This is a genomic window from Leptospira sp. B5-022 (assembly GCF_000347035.1).
GTDB classification, from domain to species: domain Bacteria; phylum Spirochaetota; class Leptospiria; order Leptospirales; family Leptospiraceae; genus Leptospira_B; species Leptospira_B cinconiae.
In genome coordinates this window covers 1-20,490 of record NZ_ANIJ01000010.1, presented here as the reverse complement: position 1 = coordinate 20,490, position 20,490 = coordinate 1, and the positions used below count along the sequence as shown (strand labels likewise).

The following is a 20,490-nucleotide window of genomic DNA, read 5'->3' as shown; positions in this document are numbered from 1 at the left end:
CTTCCAAACATCTTTCCTATTGATCTCCGCCTCAGGAATAAAAACATAGTCCTAGGCAGGGGTCCTATACGTGGCGGAACTACTCAAAATTTTAAATCTTCGCGCCGGAGTGGAAACCGAATCCGGTGAAGTACAGGAAATCCTAAAAGGGGTAGACCTTACTATCGGCGAGGGCGAAGTCCATGCCATCATGGGTCCAAACGGATCCGGAAAAAGTACATTATCAAATGTCATCATGGGTCACCCAAAATATAAAGTGATCTCCGGGGATATACTTTTCCAAGGGGAATCCCTTCTCGAAAAGCCGACCGACGAAAGAGCCAGGGCGGGTATTTTTCTCTGTTTTCAATACCCCACGAGCATTCCCGGTGTGACGATCGGAAATTTTTTACGCACCATCTTAAAATCCGTCCGAGGCAAGGACTTACCTGTAAAAGAATTCCGCAAAGAATTAAAGGAAGCCACCGCTTTATTAGAAGTTCCTGATACTTGGATCGGAAGATACGTGAACGACGGTTTTTCCGGCGGGGAGAAAAAAAGGAACGAGATCCTTCAGATGACCCTTCTCAAACCGAAACTTTCCGTTTTGGATGAAACCGATTCCGGTTTGGACATCGACGCACTTAGAATTATCAGCGAAGGGATCACTAAAAACAAATCCGCAGATAGATCCATACTCCTCATCACACATTACCAAAGAATGTTAAATTACGTTACCCCTGATTTCGTTCATGTTTTTGCACAAGGCAAGATCCTTAAAACGGGCGGAAGAGAACTTGCCCTTGAATTGGAAGAAAAAGGATACGATTGGATCCTAAACGGAGCGAACTAAAGGAATGCTTTTGGCGGAATCCATTTCGGAATACATCAAGGAGAAGAAGGAACCTTCCATTCTTACCGAATTCCGTACGAACGCCGAAAAACTTCTGAACTCCGCAACATTTCCCGATTCTTCTCTCGAATCTTGGAGAAAGATTAGTCTTTCTAATTTTAAAATTTCTGAATATACTAAAGTTTGTCCGGATTCTTCCGTAACGGTTTCCGGAAATGCGAAGGTCACCAAATTACAGGATCTTCCTCCTGAAAAACTTTCGGAAGTCCTGAAAAAAACGGCACCTGCTATTTCCTTTTATTCCAAAGAATGGTTTCCACTTTTTGTATTTTCCAGGTTCACTCATGCGCATTATGTACAGCTGGGCTCGGATCCTTCTTCTTTACCTGAGATCAAGGTTGAATGTAAGGATGGAAATATCATTCTTCCACTTTTGATCGTGGATGCTTTTCCTGGAGCCAAGTCCAATTTTCTGGAAAGATGGGAATCTCCGTCTCAGAAAGATCTGGTTCTTATGAGCGGAGTCACCATTCTTCTTACACCTCCTAACGGTGATTTCCAGTATTCTAGTTTGGAAAATTTGGGAGATTCCACTTTTCATTTTAGAGCAACGTACGGGCTCCAGGAAAAAGATTCCAAGTTCCATGCAAGTCTTGCTTCTTGGGGCGGATATAAGGGAAAATCATTCTATGATACGAATGTTGCCGGGAAAGGATGTTGGACGCGTTATGTGGGTCTTTCTCCTTTGAAGGCGAGAGAATTCCAAGACACCGAAGTTCGTATTCTTCATTCCGAAAGCCATGCGCAAAGTTCTATTTTATACCGCACCGTCGTAAGAGAGAAGGCTCACCATGTATTTACAGGGAACCTACATATACCTTCTCATTGCAAAGATGTGGGTGCGATCCAAATCAATAATAACCTTCTGTTAGACAGGACCGCAAGAGCGGAATCCATTCCTAAATTGGAAGTATTTGCTGATAGTGTAAAATGCGAACACGGTGCCACTGTCGGAGAAATAGACGAAGAGCAATTATTCTACTTAGCTTCCCGAGGAATCTCGGAAGAAGAAGCCCGTAAAATGATCGTAGAAGGGTTCTTGAACGAAGTAGTCCGAGAATTTCCTTCCGAAACGGTTCGCGAAGAATTATCTTCCATGATAGAATCTAGGATGTTGGGGGAGTAATGGGTGACTTTCAGAGACTGGCTAAACTTTCCGATCTGAAAGAAGGAGAGATATTCGTAGCTGAAACCCGTTACCATAGGGTAGGATTAACTAGACTGGGGAACGAAGTCTGTGCATTTGCGGATCTTTGCACCCATGATGGAGAAGATATTTCGACGGGTGAATTGGAAGGGGACGTAATCGTTTGTCCAAGGCATTCCGCGAAGTTTAATATCCGTACCGGTAAGGTACTTTGTATGCCTGCAGTGGAAGATTTGCCAGTCTATAAGACTAGAATCGTGGGTGACGAAGTCGAAGTGGAATTAGAGGATTGACATGGGGAACCGAGGAGAAGAGAAACTTTGAGTTTTGATCTCGAAAAGATACGAAGAGATTTTCCGATTCTATCTACTCAGATAGGCGGCAAGCCCTTGGTGTTTCTGGACAGCGCGGCCAGTTCTCAAAAGCCTAAGTCCGTCATCGATACCATTCGTAAATATTACGAAGCGGAGAATGCGAACATCCACCGCGGAGTGTATTCTCTTTCCCAAAAGGCCACCGAAAAATACGAGATGGCCCGGATCAAAACTTCCAGATTCATCGGAGCTGCCTGCGCTAAGGTTGTTATATTCACTCGTAATACTACCGAATCCATCAATTTAGTGGCTCAGTCTTGGGGACGCACTAATATCCATGAAGGTGACGAGATCGTACTCACCGAATTAGAGCACCATTCTAATTTGGTTCCTTGGCAGATGTTGGCCCAGGAAAAACAAGCCGTCTTAAAATTTATTCCTCTCAACCAAGATTCCACCTTGGATCTTAGCAATTTGGACGAGGTCATCACTGAAAGAGTAAAGTTAGTCGCTCTTGCTCAAATGTCCAATGTGACCGGCACTATTCACGATCTATCTGCGATCATTCGCAGGGCCAGAGAAGTAGGAGCAAAGGTATTGATAGACGGTGCCCAGGGGATCTGTCATCTTCCCACAAATGTCCAAAAAGAAGATTTTGATTTTTATGCATTCTCTGCTCATAAGATGCTCGGACCGACAGGCGTAGGAGTTCTTTACGCTAAGGAAGAGATCTTAGAAACCATGCCTCCTTGGATGGGAGGAGGAGATATGATCTCCAAGGTTTGGAAGGAAAAGTCCACCTATGCGGATCTTCCTGCAAGATTGGAGGCCGGGACTCCGAATATTTCGGGAGTGATCGGATTTGGAGCCGCTATAGAATATTTGGAATCTGTAGGAATGCAGGAGATCAGAGATCACGAGTTGGAACTCCTACAATATGCCTTGGATCGATTGGAAGATTTCGGCGGTTTGGAACTGTATGGAACAAACGATCTAAGCAAAAGAGGAGGAGTAATTTCCTTCAATTTCCCAGGAGTTCATCCTCACGACGTAGGTTCCATTTTGGACGAAGAAGGGATTGCAATCCGTGTGGGACATCATTGCGCTCAGCCGTTTATGGATTTCAAAGGGATCGCCGGCACTTGCCGCGCTTCTTTCTATCTTTATAATACCAAAGAAGATGTAGATTCTCTTTTGGTAGGTCTAAAGAAAGTGAAGGAGATTTTCGGCCGTGTCCTTAAGCGATAGTCTTTACCAAGAAGTACTACTCGATCATTACCAAAACCCGAGACATCACGGAAAGATGGAACACTCCGATCTTCATGAAGAAGGTGTCAATCCTCTCTGCGGTGATGAGGTGGAACTATTCCTGAAACTGAAAGGAGATATAATCTCCGAGATCAGTTTTGTGGGGAAAGGTTGTTCTATCTCCCAAGCCTCCGCTTCTATGCTTACGGACAGTCTTTACGGTAAAACAATCACCGAAGCAAAAACACTTCTCCACGAATTTAAAGGAATGCTTTTAGAGGATAAGGTCCCAAATTTTTCGGAAGAATATGAAGACCTCGAATCCATGGAAGCGGTAAAGAAGATTCCGGCGCGAATCAAATGTGCCACGCTTGCCTGGAATACTTTGGAAAAAGCGATCGGAAAGTAAAAAAAAATTTGGCCAAAAGAGCTTGACTTAGGTGGCCCCGGTGGCTACAATTTTGACATGAGAGCGGTTGGGATCAAAGATCTTAAAAATAATCTAAGTAGCTTTCTGGATTTTGTACGAGGAGGAGAGACTATCCTTATCTTGGACAGAAATCAGCCTATTGCAGAGATCAAAAAATTCGACCAGAAATCGGATCTCACCAAACAATATTTAGAAGAAGCAATCGCTTCTAATTCTATTATTCCCGCGAAAAATCAGAAAGGAATCAATATTCCGAAATCCATTCTGTTAAAAGCTGGAATCAAATCTAGAGTCTCTACAGCTTGGAGGGAAGCTTACCAGGCAGACAGGGATTAAATGGTCTTATATATAGATACTAGTCTTCTATTAAATATTCTTTATGCAGAAGCCGGTTACAAAGACCATTTGGATTATTTCAACAGATCGGATCTCAAGTTCGGTTCTATCCTACTTGAGATAGAAAGTTTCAGAAGTTTACATTTCACGTATTCGAAAGAATCCAAACATTTACCTAAAAATTGGTTTAAAGACGCGGAAGGATTCCTGGGCAAGTTCATTTCTCAGATCAATTTAAAAAATCTGGATGACGATGTTCGGACTGAAATCCGAAAGAATAAGGATGTCCTGGAATTAAAATCCTTGGATGCAGCTCATTTAGCCACCGCATTGCATATACGAAAGTCTATCTCCGACGAATTGATCCTTTGCTCCATGGACGAAAAATTCAGATCCGTGGCCAAAAAATTGGGTTTTAAATTGTATCCAAAAAAAATAAAAATTTCTTCAGATCGCAAGAACTATCAAGCAAGAGTAAAAGTTTAAGCTTAGGATACTGGAAACAGTACCAAGGACTGTAATGGATTTCGTTCAAAAGGCTCTCTGGTTTATAGAAGGTCATTCTAAAGAAAATATTTCTCTAGAAGATGTTGCAAAGAATGCAGGGGTTTCTCCCTTTCATTTGACCCGCTCTTTTTCTTTGACCATGGGAGTTTCTTTGATGAAATATCTGAGAGGACGACGTTTGAGCGAAGCCGCAAAAATATTGGTGGAAAATGGATCCAATATTTTAGATCTCGCTTTGGATGTCGGCTACGGATCTCACGAAGCATTTACTAGAGCTTTTAAGGATCAATTCTCTATCACTCCAGAACAGGTAAAGTCCCAGGGGCATCTTGGTAATGTGAACTTAGTGGAGGCAATTACCTTGAACTCAGAACCGATTCCTAAAATCGATCCGCCCAGATTCGAAACCGTCCCGCCTAGACTATTTGCGGGTATTGTAGAACGTTACGATTGTCAAATGCCTGCAGGTATTCCAAATCAATGGCAAAGTTTCGGAGCATACCTTGGAAATATTCCTTCTCAAGTCGGAGATGCTGCTTACGGAGTTTGCTATAATTTCGATGCAGAAGGTAACTTTGATTATATGTGCGGAGTAGAAGTTTCTTCTTCTTCCGGATTACCTAAAGAATTTCAGATACTTAAGATCCCTGCGCAGAGGTACGCAGTGTTTACTCATAAGGGTCATATTGCCGGGATCAGAGCAACATTTGCCGCTGCAGGCAAATGGTTTCCGGATTCCGGTGCAAAACCTTTTGAGGGTGCAAACCTGGAAAGGTATGGTAAAGAATTTAATCCTGTTACAGGAATGGGAGGAATAGAAATTTGGATCCCGGTGGAGGATTGAACCTTCCTAAAGGCCTTGCGGCTCCTGCTCGCAGGGCTTTGGCAAATAACGGGATCCATTCCTTATCTCAACTTGCGAAATATTCGGAAGAAGAATTGTTGGAATTCCACGGGATCGGCAAGAACGCGATCCTGGTCCTTCGTTCCGCTTTGAAAGAGATCGGAAAGGACTTGAAAGTTTCCTCCTGAAATTCGAAACTATCATTTTCGAATGAAAGAAGTATTTTTCATTTTTTTAAAATTGGGCTTAGTATCCTTCGGTGGACCTACCGCCCACTTAGCTTATTTCTATCAAGAATTCGTAATACGAAAAAAATGGGTCTCGGAAGAGGTTTATAAGGAATTATTAGCAATTTGCCAATTCCTTCCCGGCCCCGCAAGCAGCCAATTGGGGATCTGTATCGGTACTCTTCGTTCCGGTTGGAAAGCGGGATGCGCGGCTTGGGTCGGATTTACCTTACCTTCTGTCTTATTGATGGTCGGTTTTGGAATTTTATTAAAATCGAATATAGTTCCTGATCTGAAATGGGTCCACGGTCTGAAATTGGTCGCCACTGCGGTTGTAGCTCATGCAATCTTGACCATGTGGAAAAATTCCAAAAGTCATCCTTACAAGATCTATTTGGTCGTCGGTTCCGCGATACTGACATTGGTATTTTCAAATGCATTTATCCAACTGATCGTAATTTTGATCGGTGGATTGATCGGATTTTTTCTATTTACAGAAGAATCGGATCTTCCTCAGATTTCTGTCTCCTTCTCCATTCCGAAACGGGTCGCATTTTGGTCCTTGGGAATTTTCTTTCTTCTTCTTTTCTTATTACCATTATTAAGGTCATTCTTCGGTTCGTTTCCTTTTACGATCTCTGATTCATTTTATAGATCGGGCGCCCTAGTTTTCGGCGGAGGACATGTGGTCCTTCCTTTATTGGAAAACGAAGTAGTACGACAAGGTTGGATCGGAAAAGAAGAATTCCTAGCAGGATATGGGGCCGCTCAAGCGATGCCTGGTCCTTTGTTTACGTTCGCTTCTTATTTAGGTTTTATGATCTTTGGGTTAAGCGGGGTGATCCTCTCTACCGTTTTCGTATTTCTTCCTTCTTTTCTTTTGGTCTTTGGATTTTTTCCCCTTTGGGAGAAGATACGAAATTATTCCAAAATGAGGACAGTCATAGACGCCATCCAGTTTTCCGCTCTCGGAATTTTATTGTCCGCATTTTGCACTCCTGTTTTCACTTCTTCCGTATATTCCGCTTATGATCTTTTCGTATTCGTTGTTTTATTTGCCATGATGGTTTTTCTAAAAGTCCCGAACTGGTTGATATTGATCTTAGGAATAAGCGCCCCGTTTTTAAATCCATTCTGATGGAAAACGATAATAGTCCTTAAAATTCTTTACACTAAGTTATTCTTCCGATAGACTGTGTTAGATGCAATTATTAGAACAACCAACTCAAGAGATCGAAAAAAGGGTCTACGCAGAGATCCATAGGGTAGAAGATCCCGAGATCGGTATCTCCGTCGCGGAGTTGGGTCTGATCTATAAGATCCAGGTAGAAGGTGATAAGGCAAAGATCGAAATGACTTATACTTCTATGGCTTGTCCTGCCGGCCCTCAAATGAAACAAGAGATCCAAGACAACGCGCTGAGAGTAGAAGGTATCAATTCTGTAGAAGTGGAAGTGGTTTGGACTCCAAAATGGGATCCGAGAGCAATGGCTTCGGAAGAAGCTAAAATGGATCTTGGGATCTTCGATTATTAAGAATCTATCTTAAAGTCCTATACAAAACAATTTCTTTTAGTGAGGTCTTTGCCTTCCCCTTCGCTTACACGTCCTGCGTAAACCTCCGGGCCGCTTCGCCATCCTGGCTTCGCTCTCAGGCAAAGACCTCACTAAAAGGAGATTTTAGAATATTTTGAGATAGGTTTTTAAGATAGGATCTATAGGTTTTTATGCAAGATCCTTCCATTTTCCATATAAAGAGCGGAAGTCCCGAAATACTCCAGATCTATTGGGTCGTGAGAGATAAGAAGAATCGGCATACTGATCTTCTTTCTTAAACTTTTTAATTCTTCTCTCATCTTCTGTCTTAGATCCGAGTGAAGCGCTGCAAACGGTTCATCCAAAAGTAAAATTTTAGGATCTCGAACAAGCGCCCTTGCAATCGAAACTCTTTGTTTTTGTCCGCCCGAGAGATGTTTCGGATAACTTTCAGAAGTCTCCTCTATCCCGAATAAATTCATAAGATAAGAAACCGTTTTTTTATCTTTTTCATTCAAAGTTCGAAAGAATTTATTCAATCCGAATTCTATGTTTTTTCGCACTGTGAGATGAGGGAATAGTCCGTAACTTTGGGGAACGTAACCTATATTTCTTTTTTGAGGCGGGATATACTTTTTGGAAGAAGAATCAAAATAAACACTATTTGCAAACGAGATCTTTCCCGAATCCGGTTTTAAAAGTCCGGCTAATGCCCGTAAGGTGAGACTTTTTCCCGCTCCGGAAGGACCGTATATTACCTGGAATTCTCCCGAAAATTCGAATTGTACATCCAACTCGAATTTTCGATTTCCATCGGAAAGTTTTTTTCGGATATCTACGATAAGTGACATTAAGGAAGTATAAACTTATATTTTAGAAAAGTTTCTTTCGATTCGGGAGATTTTTTTAAGAACTCCAGAAAGGTTTTTGCCTCTTCCGGATTTTTGGTCCCGGTTACTACGATCCCCGGATATACGATCGGTTTGTGCCCGCTTAATGTCAGCGCGACCCTGACCTTAGATTCCGCAATTGCTGCATCCGTGAGGTAAACGAAACCGGCTTCGACTTCTTCTCTTCCGACATAATCCAATACCTGTCTTACATTTTCCGCTGGTATGAATTTTTCCTTTAAGGAAATATTCAGATTGTTCTTAGTTAGGACTTCCTCTGTATATTTTCCCGCCGGAACAGAGCTTGGGTTTCCGATGGCGATTTTTTTGATCTCCGGTAGTTGTAGATCTTCCAACTTTTTGATCTTGAACCCGCCGTCTTTTGGTTGGATCAGGACTAACGTATTTTTTAGTAAAATCGTTTTGGTAGAAGATTCTAAAACTTCCGTATTGATCCCTCTATCTACGAAGTCTCGGTCCGCTGAAATGAATACATCCACAGGAGCTCCTTTTTCTATCTGTTGGTATAAACTTCCGGAAGATCCGAAATTAAATACCGCTTTGACTCCCGTTTTTTGTTTGAATGCGGGTCCGAGTTCTTTGAGCACATCGGTTAAACTGGATGCAGCCGAGACTGTGATCTCTTTTTCCTTTTCTTGAGGATAAGAAGCGGATTGGATAAATAAAAGTAGAGCAGGGAGTAATTTATGTAATTTTTTAAACATTTCGTTTAATAAATTCCTTACCAATGGGATTTTTTCAGTAAGATCCCGGAAACTGTCAATACCAATACACAAGTGATCGATGCTACGAATACTAAGATCAAAGAGAACTCGTCTTTTCCGGATTGAACGGAATCATAAATCGCAAGTGCTATTGTTTGTGTTCTTTCCGGAATATTTCCTGCGATCATGAGTGTTGCCCCGAATTCTCCCATTCCTCTTGCATAGGCCATCATGGAGCCTGCCAAAATCCCTCTCCAGGAAAGCGGAAGAATTACCATTAAGAAAGTTTCCCATTTGGATTTTCCTAAAGTGAGTGCGATCTCTTCATATTCGGGATCCAGATCTTCGAAAGAAGCTTTTACGGATCTATAAACTAAAGGAAAGGATACGATTGTGGATGCCAGAACTGCTCCATGTAAATTAAATAATATAGAATATTGGAATTGTTCCAGAAGAAAATGACCTATTATCCCTTTTTTACCGAATAAGATCAATAGGTAATATCCAAGCACCGTAGGCGGCAGCACCATCGGCAGGGTCAAAACTGCATCGGCGAATGTTCTTCCGAAAAATCGGAGCTTGGACATCCAATAGGCAAAAAATATCCCGAGTAAGGCGGCGAAAAATGTTGAAAAAAGGGTTACCTTAAGTGTCAGAAGCAGAGGATATCTGATGGAGTCCCAATTAAAAGTATCCATCAGGCTGATTTAAAGTTTAGAATTCCATAATGTTAGGGAAGAGCCGGTAGTTAATGCCCAAAAAAAACAGAATGCATAGAAGTTGAAATTATAATAATAATCCTGATCTCTTATAAAACTTACGAAAAATACGTCCGGTAATAAGATCCCAAGCAGCAGTAATATCCCGGAAAATCCTTGGAGGATCACGATTGTCTTACCTACCCATTCACTTCTCCAAAAGCCGCCGAAAAAGAATGTCAAGAAGCATGGGATGATAAAAAATATATTGGAAGCGGTTCTCACATTAACTTCTTCTATACCACTTCTGCTAGGTTCTATTCCGAAAAAACTCCCTAGTTTGGAAAGTAGATCTTGTTGGGACTCTACCCCTAAGTTGATGGAGTAATTGATCCAGCTTCCTAAACTAAAGAATAATTGCAGTAATGCCAAAACGAATATCAACTTTTCCTTTCCGGTTTTTTCGGAATAGAATTCTATAAATCTTCCTAAAAGTTGGGAAAGAAATTTTTTCCATCCGTTCAACACGACGGGTGTGGCGGGAAAAGCGAGACTTAGATCTCTGAGAAGATTTTTGATCATCCTAAAGAAACCGTCATTTCGACTTCTACGGGAGCTCCTAACGGAAGAGCGGAATTTCCGACTGCAAAGCGCGCATGACGTCCTGCTTCTCCAAAAATACTTAAGAGCAGATTGGATGCATGATTTGCAACTAGATGTTGTTCCGTAAAATCGGGACTGGAAGCAACGAATACCCCGATCTTTACGATACTCTTGATCTTATCCGGATCTCCGATCACTCCAGCAATGGCAGCTAGTCCGTTTAATGCAGCTTGTTCGGTAGCTGCTTTCACATCTTCTACGGAAAGACCGGCCCCGAGTGTTCCGGTAAGCATGAGTTTGCCGTCTTTTAGAGGCAATTGGCCGGAAGTGAATACCAGATTTCCTGTTTGTATGGCAGGTATATAGGCGGCAATCGCCTTAGGTGCAGGTGGGAATTCCAGCCCTAGGGATTTGATTTTTTCGAGTATGCTCATTCTCTTCTATTCCTGGATGGTTTCTCGTTTTTTCAAGCACGTATTTCGTTCCGGGCCGGGGGATTTTCCTTTACGTGAGGGAGACTTTATGACAAGCTTCATGTAGGCAAGCATGTCCTCAATACTCGAATTGGAACCTCATCCAGAATATCCGGAAGCCTATATGGTATGCCGTCGCACGGGGGTCCATTTCTATAAATTGGCAAAGGAAAGGGATTACGAAGATTCCTACTTTCAGGAAGAATACAAGAATCAGTACAAAAAGACCTATTACGAGGACGAACCTCAGCTTAGAAATTTAGCAAAGGTGCGTCTAGAAATGATGAGCGCATTCCAAGACCCGAAAGGAAAAACTCTTTTCGAAATCGGATCTGCTGCCGGTTTCTTTTTATCCGAAGCGGAGAAGAAAGGATATAAGGTTTCAGGCATGGAACTTTCGGAAAGTGAAGCGAAATACTCCAAATACAAATTAGGTTTGGATGTGATCTGCGGCTCGTTCCTGGACGATTCAATTTTTCCAGAAAAGACATTCGATGCAGTCTGTGCGTTTTTTGTAATAGAACATTTCCCGAATGCGGAGCTTGTTTTCGAGAGGATCAATAAATTGTTAAAGCCAGGTGGCCTCTTATTTTTAGGTCTTCCTTCTTTGAACGGACCTTCTTTTCAAACCAATCCGGAAGAATGGTTTCGCACTCATCCGTCGGACCATTTTTGGGATTACTCACCCGATTCTCTGAAAAAAATGTTGAAAATGTACGGTCTCGTCACGGTATATAGGAAACCTATGTCATACCACCCTACTAGAGATAAGGGATGGAAAGGCAAATACCTGACGCATCGGCTCTTTGTTCGTTACGCAAACCTCTCCTGCTACGCCGACACATTCCACTCAATCGCGATTAAAAAAATATGAAATTCGAAGAATTAAATCTTGAGCCTAACCTGCAAAAAGCAATCCAAGAAGCAGGTTTTACCGAGCTCACTCCAATACAAGAAAAAGCAATCCCTCCAGGAATGGAAGGCAGGGACGTAACCGGTTTAGCCCAAACAGGCACCGGAAAGACGGTAGCATTCTTGGTTCCTACCATTCACTCCATTTTGACAAGAGGAATACAAGGGATCAGCACCTTGATCCTTGCTCCAACTAGAGAGTTAGTGATCCAAATTTCGGAAGAAGCCGAAAAGTTACTGAAATATACGGACTACCGAGTGGTCCCTATTATCGGTGGGACCGATTATAAAGCCCAGAACAGGGATCTGAACGGACTCAACGGTTTGATCGTTGCGACTCCCGGAAGATTGATCGATCTAGCGAGAAGTGGAAGCGCAGACCTCGAAAAAGTCGAGTTTTTCGTTTTAGATGAAGCGGATCGTATGTTGGATATGGGTTTCATTTACGATATACGTTGGCTTCTTCATAAATGTAAGAATAGAAAACAAACCTTACTATTCTCGGCTACACTTTCCGTCGAAGTTATGCGCCTCGCATATCGTTTTATGAACGAGCCTGTGGAGATCCAGATCAATCCCGATAAATTGATCACCGAAAGGATCGATCAGAAACTGGTTCACTTGGGAAGAGAGGAGAAGTTGCCTTATATGGTAAACTCCATTCTTGCCGAAGAATTGGAAGGGCAAGGAATTATATTCACAAATTTTAAAGTGAATATTCCTAAAATAGTACATTCTCTCAGAAAATTCGGGATACCTATCACTGGGATATCTTCCGACTTGGATCAGAAAAAAAGACTGAGGCTGATGAGGGATTTTAAATCCGGAAAGTTCAAGTTTATGGTGGCAACGGACGTTGCAAGCCGCGGTATCGATGTGGAAAATATCGAAGTTGTTTTCAATTTTGATCTCCCTCAAGATACGGAGAATTACGTTCATAGGATCGGAAGAACCGCTAGAGCGGGGAGAATGGGTAAGTCTATCAGCTTCTGCTCCGAATCCGATTACGTAGAATTGGAGAAGATAGAAAAATATCTGAAACAAAAAATAGAAGTTCTACCGGTCCATGAAGAAGCGCTCACGTTCCCCGTGGGAGAATTCCAAGTATTTGTCGGAGGAGACGCCTTTGATAATGCTCCTGTCGAAAGAAACGGGAATCGAAACCATGGTAAAGATAGAGGCCCTAAAAAACAAAGAGGGGAATTTCAACGCAACGGGAACCAAAGAGGGGAGAAGACCTGGAACCAAGACTCTGGAAATCGCAAAAAGGATTTCAACAGAGACTCCAAACCGGGCAGACAAGGCGGCGGACATAAAAAAAGACCGGAAGCTGCGATCCAAGAGGCTCAGGAATTCTTACAAAAAGCGGACAGTGTATTCGGAGCTAACGGCGATCGTAAGGACAAAAACCGGAAAAATCCTAAAAAAGGAAAACAACGTCCCGAATTCCAAAAACAACATTCTCCGAATCATACAAGTAACGAGAATAAAAAACAAAAATCGAATTACGATAAGAGCAAACGTAACCTATTCGATATAAACGATTCTAAAAAATCCTCAAATAAGAAGAAGGGATCAATTTGGACAAGGATCAAATCCTTCTTTGGGGGTTAGGATTCTTTTTATTTTTTAGCGCGCCCGTTTTTGCCGAGTCCAGGATACAGACAATCGGCAAGAACGGATACGTTCCCTTCGAAGAGATCCGTAAAAAGATCCCTGGACTACAATCCAAATTCGAATCCGCTACGTTAGTAGGTTCAATTTCACATGCTTCAGGCGAAATCCGTTTTCGGATAGGAGCCTCTTTCTATGCGATCAATGGTAGTTTAGAAAAAACGAATTTACCCGTAGTTTATAGAGAGAAGGATTTTTTGCTTCCTCCCGATATTGTGGAAGCGATTTTTGTGCGATTATTGCCCGGGGATGTGAGTTACGAATTTAAAGAAGGCGAACTTGTTTTCGATCTATTGCCCAAAGCGGAAAGATTAAAACTTTCCGCGATCATAGTGGATGCGGGTCATGGGGGAAAAGACCCGGGAACTTCTTCCGATAAAGGGACCCAGGAGAAGTTCGTCTCTTTACAAGTGGCCCGGTTTCTGAAAAAATTCCTGAACAAGGTTTATCCGGAAGTTCGAGTGATCTTAACCAGGTCTAACGATTCTTTTATCGAATTAGAGAGAAGGTCGGAGATCGCAAATCGAGAGATCCAAAAGGGCGGATCGGTTTTATTCGTAAGTTTGCATTGTAATGCTTCTATTTCTTCGGATGTGAACGGATTCGAAGTCTATTATTTGTCCCAAACCCCCAGCACGGAAACCGCAAGAGAAGTTTCCTTATTCGAAAACGGGATTTCCGGCAAAAAGGGTGGGGCCGCCTACGGGAAGATCCAGGCCGGAATGATGTCGTCTATGATCCAAAGTAGAAGCCGCCTTCTTGCCAGAAGTGTCGAATCCGAGATGAAAAAAAACCTTGGTCCAAAGATATTGTCTAGAGGAGTGAAGAAAGCGGACTTTTCCGTACTCAGGGGAAGTTTGATGCCTGCCATCCTAGTCGAAATGGGTTACCTCACCCATAACAAAGAGTCCGAGGTATTGGCCGATAAATCCTACCAAGTGAAATTGGCCAAAAGTATATTAGAAGGTGTGAGAGCGTATGAACTGGCAAAAGATTAGGGAAATTTGGGATCGCTTTCTTACTCATTTGGAGACCTTCTATGTTTGGGTTTTCGAGTTAGCTACCAGAGCCGCCGATTCTAAAGAATCCAAAAGGATCTTATTCTTAACTTATTCTTGGATCATCGTATTATTATTCCTTACCGGTTTCATTCTCGCCGGAAAAAACCCGTTAAAATTGCTCGTTCCATTTACCTTATACGATCTACCTAATCTAGATCATAGAAAGGAAATCGTAATATACGGTTCGGATGGAGAAGGCGAGGTTTTTCCCGTAAAAAGAAAAGTTCTCTTAACAGGTGAGGATTTCCGGCACGATGTTATAACCTTAGTAGGAGAGGCTGGGGAATCCAGTTATTTCGACCCTACCGTTCCGAATGCTTCCGCACAATTTAGGAATTTGAAAAAACTTCCGAACCTACAGGACTCCGTGATCTCTATCTGGAAAAGAGGAGATGTATTGATCTTGGATCTGAGAAAGTCCACATTGGAAAATCTACTTTCCGATATGAAATTCCGTATCGATTATACGTATGCAAGTCAAATGACGGAAGAACAAAAGTCCGCGGAGATAGAGCGTAAAAAATTGGTCTTATTGTCTTCCGCGTTCTTGGCTGTGGAAAAGACCTTATTCGAAAATTATCCCGATCTAAATCGGATCGAATACAGGTTAGGTGGAGAAGCGGGAGATCTGCCCGGTTTAAGCTATTTACTTTCCACTTCGCATACAAGACAGTAAGATTTTCCCCGATATTCGGGGTTTTCCCGTGGAAATTAACTGGATCAAAGGGTTGTTTTGACCCTTTTCGAAGCCGATAGTATTAAAGACATGTCCGGGTCCAAACGAACAATCTTAATCGTTTTTATACTTATGATCGTATGCGGTGCTATATTGTCAGCAGCTCCGGATCTCCAAAATTCTCCGGATGTAATGAATATCAATGATTTCCGCACGGATCGTGTCGCATTCCATTATATCCAATTAGTGGACAAGGAAGGAAAGGCCCTTCCGGAAAGAAACCTGAATCGAGATACTTCTGAATCCACATTACTCATTATTGATAGAGGACAACTTACACTTTTGAAGGATGGATTCGACGATCCAGTCCAGATAAAGGAGAAAGAAAAGGATTATTTAAATAAAATTTATAAATTCACCAGATTAAAAGATTTGGAACAGGAATATTATAAACTACCGGAATCGGAAAGAACCAAACCTTCTTCTAAAACGGAACCAAACCAGGCTGAAACAAACAAGCCGAACGCGAGTGCAGCTACATCTTCCGAGCCGGAAGAGAAGAATAAGGAATTCGACCTTCTATTAAAATATGATGATGAACTCCTAAAGTCTTACGCGGCGGAGAAGGCCGCCTATGCCGAATACGTAAGGACCGAACGTATTTACGGAAAAGATTCCCCCAAAACAAGTTCGCTTAGAGCAAGATTCGAAGAAGTTCGATCCAAAACCCAAGAAAGGAAAAAATTCCTATTAGGTTTTTTGCATAATACTTCCGCGGATTCGAATCCTTATCCGGGGGATCGAAAAGAACAAGTCTTCTATACGAATCATTCCAACGGAGTACCGGATTTTTATCTACATTCTACCACTCCAAGAGAAGTGGACGGTCTTATGAAAGGAGAGGAAGAGGTCGGAAAAAAATACGGACAACTTTTCAAAACCGCAGTGGACCGATTGATCGATTCTCAAATTGATAAACTATATTATTATATTTGGAACCGGGATATGACGAATACCCGGATTAAGGTAGACCGTTTTTTAAAAGGAAAGAAAGTCACAGTAGTTACCGGAGATTCTACGGTTTATACTATGATAGATAAGGAAGGGGACGGGATCACCGAATCTTTCTTTGTAGATTCGCCCGGCCTAAAATTCTCCTGGGGGAAGGAAGTCCCCAATATCATTTCTATCTCAAATTGTACGGATCAGGCGATCTTAGCTAAGATCAAAGCTTTGGGAGACGATGTTTCCTCCGGAAGGATCCCTAAAAAAGTGGATAAGTTGGATCTTACCATTCCGGAAGAACAGATCCTTTTAGAATTAAAACCGTTATTAAAGAACTTATAGTCGTCCGGCTATAAATGCAATGTCATTGCGACAAGTATGATGTTCCGGGCTTCAAGAGCCGCTAGGCTCTTATCGTCCTTTAAAAACCGGCTTTCTCTTTTCTTCAATCGAACGAATGGTTTCTCGAAAGTCTTGAGAAAGAAAGTTCAGAGCCTGCGACTCCGCTTCTTTTCGTAGAGCTGCATTCAGTTTTTCACGATCGTAAATATTCTTCTTTAATTCGCTAAGCGCCATAGGAGCGCTCTCGCTCAGCGAGATTGCGATCTCGGTAGCTCTTTGTAAAACTTCCGCTTTTGGAACGGAATCATAACAAATTCCTAATGAATGAGCTTCTTTGCCGCTTACTGTTTCCGCTAAGAATAAAAGCCTATTTGCGATTTCCATTCCGAATAATTCTTTCGTCAGATAGCTGGATCCCATTCCCGGATGAATTCCCAATTTTACGAAATTGAATTGGTATTTTCCTTCATTCGCAAAAACCCGTAGATCGCAAGCCAGAGTGATGGAAAGTCCCGCGCCGATCGCATGACCATTAGCGGCACAGATCACCGGAACGTTCAGATCCCTAACGCTTAGGAATAGATTATAAAATTCGAACATTTCTTTTTTGTTCGTTTCGAAGGACTTTTCGGCAAAAGATTTTAATAATTCGAAATTACCACCGGCAGAGAAAATATCGTTCTTTCCGGTAATGACAACCGCTCTAGGCGGGTTCTTTTTCAGCTTTTCGATGTGAGCTTGGAACTCCAGACCCATTGAGACGGTCATGGAGTTTTTAGTTTCCGGATTATTCAGATAAAGAATTTCAATTCTTGATTCGGAAGAAAGTTCTACTGTTTCTGAATCAACCAATGCCATTAAACAGCTTCCTGCTTTAATTCAAAACTTTCGTACCAGACTCTATCGGAAACGGAAAGAGGTTTTTCTCCGATACCCATTTGATCGTAATAATCCAATAGAATTTCTAAATGAACATTTTCCTCATCTTCTAAAGTCCAGAAAGAACTATCGATGGATTTAGAAACAAGCGCCTGGCCTCTGACAGAGTCCACGAAATAATCCGGTTTATTGGAGAAAATCAGATGAGCGGAGATCAGATCGAATCGAATAGTATCCACTATTTTAGAAAATTCGGAATCAGATTTATCGAAATAACGGGAAGCTATCTCGGTCTGGAAATAATCACCCCAGGTAAGAATGTCCGGTTCCACTCCCGTGCGTGTTTTGATCTCTTGGAGTTTTTCCTCTTCTAAAAAAGGTTTGGAAGCGAATTTATCCACCAGTTCTCTTAGGGAAATCAAGTTAAGGATCTTATTCGCGGAAAGTTGTCCACGACGCATCATATCGAAAAGTTCTGGATTCAGTTCGGACTTGTTCTCTGCCATGCTTTATTTTTCGGCAAAAGTATAAAAATCCCCCGCACAATTTCCTTCCGGAAAATACTCGCCTATGTCTCATTTTCGAAAAAAAGAAGAACGTGGCGAATTCCTATCGGTAGTACTGGATTCCTAAAGTCCCGAAGTCGAAAATAAAGATAAGGGAAAATTTTACCCATACCGTTATGGCTGTAGGACGATCGGATACACTCCAGGAACTGATTACGATTTTAGAAACGATGTTTGGAGAAACAATCATCGGTTCCGATATCAATTTAGTTAAACACCTATTCTATAGTCTAAAAGCGGACCAAAGGGAATTCCCTTTCGATTACGAAGGAGAAAAGCTTACCTCCGTTGTCGAAGAGGTGGGCGAAGACACTCTCGTTCTATATGTTCCTTATCTTCAGCCAAAAGGAATACTCAGAGCAAAAATCAGTTTCGAAATCTTGAATATATTATACCAATTCGAAGTGGTTCTTTTGGATTTTTGGGAAGACCATGTCCGGGTAAAGATCCCTTCCGAACTGCAAGCAGCCGCATTCCGTAAAAATCTCAGGGTGGCAGTGGACGATCTTTTTATGAACTACGTGATCCTTTATCGTTCCTTGAGCGGTGGAGAAAGAGAGCTCGGAAAAAATCTAAGCGTAGAGCAAAGATTTTTCCATCTCATGAAGGAGATCAAAAAGGATAATCCAAGTCTGAAATTGATCAATTTAATGGTTACCGAATATATTCTTGGAATTTCCAAAGACTATGAGCTCGTGTTTTTCGGACCTGGGAAAGATGGGGGACTTTTCGGGGATTTTATCAGACAATACAACCGTTCAATTTATGTTCCGGATTGTTCTTTAATTAAAAGTTATATAGGGGAGGAGAAGGATCCGTATCTGGATAATTTCCGGGACGAATACTTACGTTTGATCCAAACCAGGGGGCAGGCAAAGGCGGATGAATTTTTCAGAGAGCTTCAGAAAGAAGAAGTCCGAAATTTTTTGATTTCTTATATAGTTACTCCTATCCGTTTATTCAATGATCCAATCGGTTATGTGAAAGTGTTCTCCACGGCCATGGATAAATTTTCCATCGTGCAGCAGCAGGCATTATATATCGAGGAACTAGGGGATATTCTCACTTACGCTCTTACGAAAGTTTATATTCGCCAAGAGAACTTTAGAAATGAAGAGGCAGTTACCCGTATCTTGGATATCAGTATGAACGGTCTCTTGTTCGAGATAGAGGATGAAAGGACTTTTAATTATTTAAAAAAACATAATATTATTAAAATGTTTATTCCGATTTCCGAAAGGAACCTGGTCCTAAGGGGAGAGGTTGTGCGATTCTTGGAGGTCGCTGACGGAAAATTCCAACTCGGAGTGAATTTTTTCGATTCTAATCCGGATGATATGGTCTTTTTACAACATTATATCTTCAGTAAGAAGATGCGGATACTGTTCGAATAACTATCCTTTCCTTCGAATCGCAACCGCTCCGTTCCCGGGCGTTTTCTCATCCGAAGGAGAACGATCCCCACTCAAACAAGTACCACCACTAACCAGCACATCCAATCCGAATACATTAGCATTCTTAATGAAGCTAAACTCATTCAAGTAGAGTTGAGAATACTTTGGAGTTATATATCCGTAAGAAGCAAAGGCAGTCTTTAAAACTCTATGATTACCTTCAGCTACTTGGTTGTGGACTCCATTCTTACTCCAACGATTCCGAGCAAATCTAAACCTATTGTCCTTTGATCTCGCAGAGTGATTTACTGATCTATGATTCCTGTATATTCCCCAAAGCCAAGGATAGCCTTGATCTGTAAAAAGTGGAGTGCTGGTCGGGAGATGCTCTTTAATAAGAGGTCCTAAAGTCTCAGCCTTTTGGTTTGGAACAGAAGAGAAGAATACTGGTCCATGCTTGATAGCAATGGTTTGAACTAAGGTCCCAATCTGTTTCCCACCAAGCTTTTCTGAAAGATATATAGAAGAGGTTTGTCCTCTGTGACTATATCTTTTCCTTCCTTGGCTTGCTCTTTCACCTGCAGAATATAATACAGCAGTGTCTACGCATACGTAGGGCCTCTTTGCCATGATCTTAGTAATATCTCTATTCTCATTTGGTGGTAGTAGGAAGTCCTTGAACTGATCGTTTAAAGCATCGTATGTTAGCTTCTTATACTTTGGGTTTTGGTCAGATGCAAAGAGTTGGAATCTTCTCTTTAGTAAGCTCGCTGCATTATATCCTATCCTTAGTCTCTTACTTAGTTCTGTTGCTGTTACTACCTTTGGATATTGGATTAGGGATTCATAAAGTAAGTATCCGAACATCCATATTGGTAGTTTGAAATGATGTAGAGGAGTGTAGCTCAGTCTTGAAGTTAGATATCTGCATTGAGGACATCTTATTAGATCTGGTCTAGTGCTGATTTCTTTATCTAAGATTCTATTGTTACACTCAGGAGTTGGGCAATGCTTTGGGTAGAAGTCATTGAGTATCTTCTTGGTTATCTTTGTGAAATACTGTGTATTAAGGGCTAAATTTTGATATTTTTTTTGAAGGTGTGGCTCATATG

The 20,490-nt window shown here is 41.7% G+C and carries 25 protein-coding genes; 17 read left to right on the top strand and 8 right to left on the bottom strand.

What is annotated here, in order from left to right:
• Positions 1-70 precede the first annotated feature (70 nt).
• From sufC to LEP1GSC192_RS03455, 11 genes are all read left to right on the top strand, one after another.
• A complete protein-coding gene (gene sufC / locus LEP1GSC192_RS03505) occupies positions 71-832 on the top strand; it encodes a Fe-S cluster assembly ATPase SufC (RefSeq protein ID WP_020768608.1) in 762 nt (253 codons plus the stop codon).
• Positions 833-836: 4 nt separating this feature from the next.
• Positions 837-2,018 (top strand): SufD family Fe-S cluster assembly protein, encoded by a 1,182-nt coding sequence (locus LEP1GSC192_RS03500; RefSeq protein WP_020768687.1) that lies wholly within the window; start codon positions 837-839, stop codon positions 2,016-2,018.
• Positions 2,018-2,332 (top strand): non-heme iron oxygenase ferredoxin subunit, encoded by a 315-nt coding sequence (locus tag LEP1GSC192_RS03495; RefSeq protein WP_020768670.1) that lies wholly within the window; start codon positions 2,018-2,020, stop codon positions 2,330-2,332. The genes LEP1GSC192_RS03500 and LEP1GSC192_RS03495 overlap by 1 nt, the downstream gene beginning before the upstream one ends.
• A gap of 27 nt (positions 2,333-2,359) precedes the next feature.
• The gene (locus LEP1GSC192_RS03490; RefSeq protein ID WP_020768616.1) at positions 2,360-3,601 is read left to right on the top strand and encodes a cysteine desulfurase; all 1,242 of its coding nucleotides are present in this window, start codon (positions 2,360-2,362) and stop codon (positions 3,599-3,601) included.
• On the top strand, positions 3,585-4,010 hold the full coding sequence (sufU, locus tag LEP1GSC192_RS03485) for a Fe-S cluster assembly sulfur transfer protein SufU (protein ID WP_020768644.1): 426 nt from the start codon (positions 3,585-3,587) through the stop codon (positions 4,008-4,010). Before LEP1GSC192_RS03490 ends, sufU begins: the two co-directional genes overlap by 17 nt.
• A gap of 57 nt (positions 4,011-4,067) precedes the next feature.
• Positions 4,068-4,367, top strand: coding sequence for a type II toxin-antitoxin system Phd/YefM family antitoxin (locus LEP1GSC192_RS03480; RefSeq protein ID WP_020768568.1), 300 nt, complete (start codon positions 4,068-4,070; stop codon positions 4,365-4,367).
• Entirely contained in the window at positions 4,368-4,853 is a 486-nt protein-coding gene (locus LEP1GSC192_RS03475) for a PIN domain-containing protein (RefSeq protein WP_020768663.1), read from the top strand. It abuts the gene before it with no gap.
• A gap of 34 nt (positions 4,854-4,887) precedes the next feature.
• Positions 4,888-5,718, top strand: coding sequence for an AraC family transcriptional regulator (locus LEP1GSC192_RS03470; protein ID WP_020768671.1), 831 nt, complete (start codon positions 4,888-4,890; stop codon positions 5,716-5,718).
• Positions 5,715-5,906 carry a DNA-directed RNA polymerase subunit alpha C-terminal domain-containing protein gene (locus LEP1GSC192_RS03465; RefSeq protein ID WP_232420947.1) on the top strand — a complete coding sequence of 64 codons (192 nt, stop codon included), beginning with the start codon at positions 5,715-5,717 and terminating at the stop codon, positions 5,904-5,906. Before LEP1GSC192_RS03470 ends, LEP1GSC192_RS03465 begins: the two co-directional genes overlap by 4 nt.
• Before the next feature lie 22 nt (positions 5,907-5,928).
• Positions 5,929-7,083, top strand: coding sequence for a chromate efflux transporter (gene chrA, locus LEP1GSC192_RS03460; RefSeq protein WP_020768664.1), 1,155 nt, complete (start codon positions 5,929-5,931; stop codon positions 7,081-7,083).
• Between the two features lie 64 nt (positions 7,084-7,147).
• The gene (locus LEP1GSC192_RS03455; RefSeq protein ID WP_008593331.1) at positions 7,148-7,480 is read left to right on the top strand and encodes a metal-sulfur cluster assembly factor; all 333 of its coding nucleotides are present in this window, start codon (positions 7,148-7,150) and stop codon (positions 7,478-7,480) included.
• A 179-nt stretch (positions 7,481-7,659) separates the two neighbouring features.
• Here LEP1GSC192_RS03455 and LEP1GSC192_RS03450 read toward each other — a convergent pair whose 3' ends face one another.
• Genes LEP1GSC192_RS03450 through LEP1GSC192_RS03430 form a run of 5 tightly spaced genes read right to left on the bottom strand, consistent with a single transcriptional unit; the run spans position 7,660 to position 10,830 of the window.
• The gene (locus LEP1GSC192_RS03450; RefSeq protein ID WP_020768595.1) at positions 7,660-8,331 is read right to left on the bottom strand and encodes an ATP-binding cassette domain-containing protein; all 672 of its coding nucleotides are present in this window, start codon (positions 8,329-8,331) and stop codon (positions 7,660-7,662) included.
• Positions 8,331-9,095, bottom strand: coding sequence for a molybdate ABC transporter substrate-binding protein (gene modA / locus LEP1GSC192_RS03445; RefSeq protein WP_020768535.1), 765 nt, complete (start codon positions 9,093-9,095; stop codon positions 8,331-8,333). Before modA ends, LEP1GSC192_RS03450 begins: the two co-directional genes overlap by 1 nt.
• 17 nt (positions 9,096-9,112) lie before the next feature.
• Positions 9,113-9,793: a molybdate ABC transporter permease subunit gene (gene modB, locus LEP1GSC192_RS03440; protein ID WP_020768593.1), complete on the bottom strand. Its 681-nt coding sequence runs from the start codon at positions 9,791-9,793 to the stop codon at positions 9,113-9,115.
• Between the two features lie 9 nt (positions 9,794-9,802).
• Complete coding sequence (locus tag LEP1GSC192_RS03435) at positions 9,803-10,375, bottom strand: hypothetical protein (protein WP_020768662.1); 573 nt, start codon at positions 10,373-10,375, stop codon at positions 9,803-9,805.
• Positions 10,372-10,830 (bottom strand): RidA family protein, encoded by a 459-nt coding sequence (locus LEP1GSC192_RS03430; RefSeq protein ID WP_020768599.1) that lies wholly within the window; start codon positions 10,828-10,830, stop codon positions 10,372-10,374. Before LEP1GSC192_RS03430 ends, LEP1GSC192_RS03435 begins: the two co-directional genes overlap by 4 nt.
• Before the next feature lie 112 nt (positions 10,831-10,942).
• On the opposite strand from LEP1GSC192_RS03430, the gene LEP1GSC192_RS03425 reads away from it, so the two are divergent.
• The 5 genes from LEP1GSC192_RS03425 to LEP1GSC192_RS03405 all read left to right on the top strand — a co-directional run bounded on the left by LEP1GSC192_RS03425 (position 10,943) and on the right by LEP1GSC192_RS03405 (position 16,539).
• Entirely contained in the window at positions 10,943-11,743 is an 801-nt protein-coding gene (locus LEP1GSC192_RS03425; protein ID WP_020768623.1) for a bifunctional 2-polyprenyl-6-hydroxyphenol methylase/3-demethylubiquinol 3-O-methyltransferase UbiG, read from the top strand.
• The gene (locus tag LEP1GSC192_RS03420) at positions 11,740-13,395 is read left to right on the top strand and encodes a DEAD/DEAH box helicase (protein WP_020768561.1); all 1,656 of its coding nucleotides are present in this window, start codon (positions 11,740-11,742) and stop codon (positions 13,393-13,395) included. Before LEP1GSC192_RS03425 ends, LEP1GSC192_RS03420 begins: the two co-directional genes overlap by 4 nt.
• Positions 13,362-14,453 carry an N-acetylmuramoyl-L-alanine amidase gene (locus LEP1GSC192_RS03415; RefSeq protein WP_020768567.1) on the top strand — a complete coding sequence of 364 codons (1,092 nt, stop codon included), beginning with the start codon at positions 13,362-13,364 and terminating at the stop codon, positions 14,451-14,453. The genes LEP1GSC192_RS03420 and LEP1GSC192_RS03415 overlap by 34 nt, the downstream gene beginning before the upstream one ends.
• Positions 14,434-15,192, top strand: coding sequence for a hypothetical protein (locus LEP1GSC192_RS03410; protein WP_020768550.1), 759 nt, complete (start codon positions 14,434-14,436; stop codon positions 15,190-15,192). The genes LEP1GSC192_RS03415 and LEP1GSC192_RS03410 overlap by 20 nt, the downstream gene beginning before the upstream one ends.
• A 90-nt stretch (positions 15,193-15,282) precedes the next feature.
• Positions 15,283-16,539 (top strand): hypothetical protein, encoded by a 1,257-nt coding sequence (locus LEP1GSC192_RS03405; RefSeq protein WP_020768651.1) that lies wholly within the window; start codon positions 15,283-15,285, stop codon positions 16,537-16,539.
• 69 nt (positions 16,540-16,608) lie between these two features.
• Here LEP1GSC192_RS03405 and LEP1GSC192_RS03400 read toward each other — a convergent pair whose 3' ends face one another.
• Positions 16,609-17,397 (bottom strand): enoyl-CoA hydratase/isomerase family protein, encoded by a 789-nt coding sequence (locus tag LEP1GSC192_RS03400; RefSeq protein WP_020768548.1) that lies wholly within the window; start codon positions 17,395-17,397, stop codon positions 16,609-16,611.
• Positions 17,397-17,924: a hypothetical protein gene (locus tag LEP1GSC192_RS03395; RefSeq protein ID WP_020768607.1), complete on the bottom strand. Its 528-nt coding sequence runs from the start codon at positions 17,922-17,924 to the stop codon at positions 17,397-17,399. The genes LEP1GSC192_RS03400 and LEP1GSC192_RS03395 overlap by 1 nt, the downstream gene beginning before the upstream one ends.
• 176 nt (positions 17,925-18,100) lie before the next feature.
• On the opposite strand from LEP1GSC192_RS03395, the gene LEP1GSC192_RS03390 reads away from it, so the two are divergent.
• The gene (locus tag LEP1GSC192_RS03390; RefSeq protein WP_036088913.1) at positions 18,101-19,378 is read left to right on the top strand and encodes a PilZ domain-containing protein; all 1,278 of its coding nucleotides are present in this window, start codon (positions 18,101-18,103) and stop codon (positions 19,376-19,378) included.
• Here the strand turns inward: LEP1GSC192_RS03390 and LEP1GSC192_RS03385 are convergent.
• The coding region (locus LEP1GSC192_RS03385; RefSeq protein ID WP_020768553.1) for a transposase at positions 19,379-20,490 on the bottom strand (1,112 nt) is incomplete at its 5' end. It abuts the gene before it with no gap.

Excerpts from the sequence above, each read along its gene's own strand:
- LEP1GSC192_RS03420 (WP_020768561.1), top strand. The coding sequence starts at position 11,740 with ATGAAATTCGAAGAATTAAATCTTGAGCCTAACCTGCAAAAAGCAATC.
- LEP1GSC192_RS03475 (WP_020768663.1), top strand. The coding sequence starts at position 4,368 with ATGGTCTTATATATAGATACTAGTCTTCTATTAAATATTCTTTATGCA.
- LEP1GSC192_RS03430 (WP_020768599.1), bottom strand. The coding sequence starts at position 10,830 with ATGAGCATACTCGAAAAAATCAAATCCCTAGGGCTGGAATTCCCACCT.
- modB (WP_020768593.1), bottom strand. The coding sequence starts at position 9,793 with ATGGATACTTTTAATTGGGACTCCATCAGATATCCTCTGCTTCTGACA.
- LEP1GSC192_RS03435 (WP_020768662.1), bottom strand. The coding sequence starts at position 10,375 with ATGATCAAAAATCTTCTCAGAGATCTAAGTCTCGCTTTTCCCGCCACA.
- LEP1GSC192_RS03390 (WP_036088913.1), top strand. The coding sequence starts at position 18,101 with ATGGCTGTAGGACGATCGGATACACTCCAGGAACTGATTACGATTTTA.
- LEP1GSC192_RS03500 (WP_020768687.1), top strand. The coding sequence starts at position 837 with ATGCTTTTGGCGGAATCCATTTCGGAATACATCAAGGAGAAGAAGGAA.
- LEP1GSC192_RS03450 (WP_020768595.1), bottom strand. The coding sequence starts at position 8,331 with ATGTCACTTATCGTAGATATCCGAAAAAAACTTTCCGATGGAAATCGA.
- modA (WP_020768535.1), bottom strand. The coding sequence starts at position 9,095 with ATGTTTAAAAAATTACATAAATTACTCCCTGCTCTACTTTTATTTATC.
- LEP1GSC192_RS03395 (WP_020768607.1), bottom strand. The coding sequence starts at position 17,924 with ATGGCAGAGAACAAGTCCGAACTGAATCCAGAACTTTTCGATATGATG.
- chrA (WP_020768664.1), top strand. The coding sequence starts at position 5,929 with ATGAAAGAAGTATTTTTCATTTTTTTAAAATTGGGCTTAGTATCCTTC.
- LEP1GSC192_RS03410 (WP_020768550.1), top strand. The coding sequence starts at position 14,434 with ATGAACTGGCAAAAGATTAGGGAAATTTGGGATCGCTTTCTTACTCAT.
- LEP1GSC192_RS03495 (WP_020768670.1), top strand. The coding sequence starts at position 2,018 with ATGGGTGACTTTCAGAGACTGGCTAAACTTTCCGATCTGAAAGAAGGA.
- LEP1GSC192_RS03470 (WP_020768671.1), top strand. The coding sequence starts at position 4,888 with ATGGATTTCGTTCAAAAGGCTCTCTGGTTTATAGAAGGTCATTCTAAA.
- LEP1GSC192_RS03480 (WP_020768568.1), top strand. The coding sequence starts at position 4,068 with ATGAGAGCGGTTGGGATCAAAGATCTTAAAAATAATCTAAGTAGCTTT.
- LEP1GSC192_RS03425 (WP_020768623.1), top strand. The coding sequence starts at position 10,943 with ATGTCCTCAATACTCGAATTGGAACCTCATCCAGAATATCCGGAAGCC.
- LEP1GSC192_RS03455 (WP_008593331.1), top strand. The coding sequence starts at position 7,148 with ATGCAATTATTAGAACAACCAACTCAAGAGATCGAAAAAAGGGTCTAC.
- LEP1GSC192_RS03405 (WP_020768651.1), top strand. The coding sequence starts at position 15,283 with ATGTCCGGGTCCAAACGAACAATCTTAATCGTTTTTATACTTATGATC.
- LEP1GSC192_RS03400 (WP_020768548.1), bottom strand. The coding sequence starts at position 17,397 with ATGGCATTGGTTGATTCAGAAACAGTAGAACTTTCTTCCGAATCAAGA.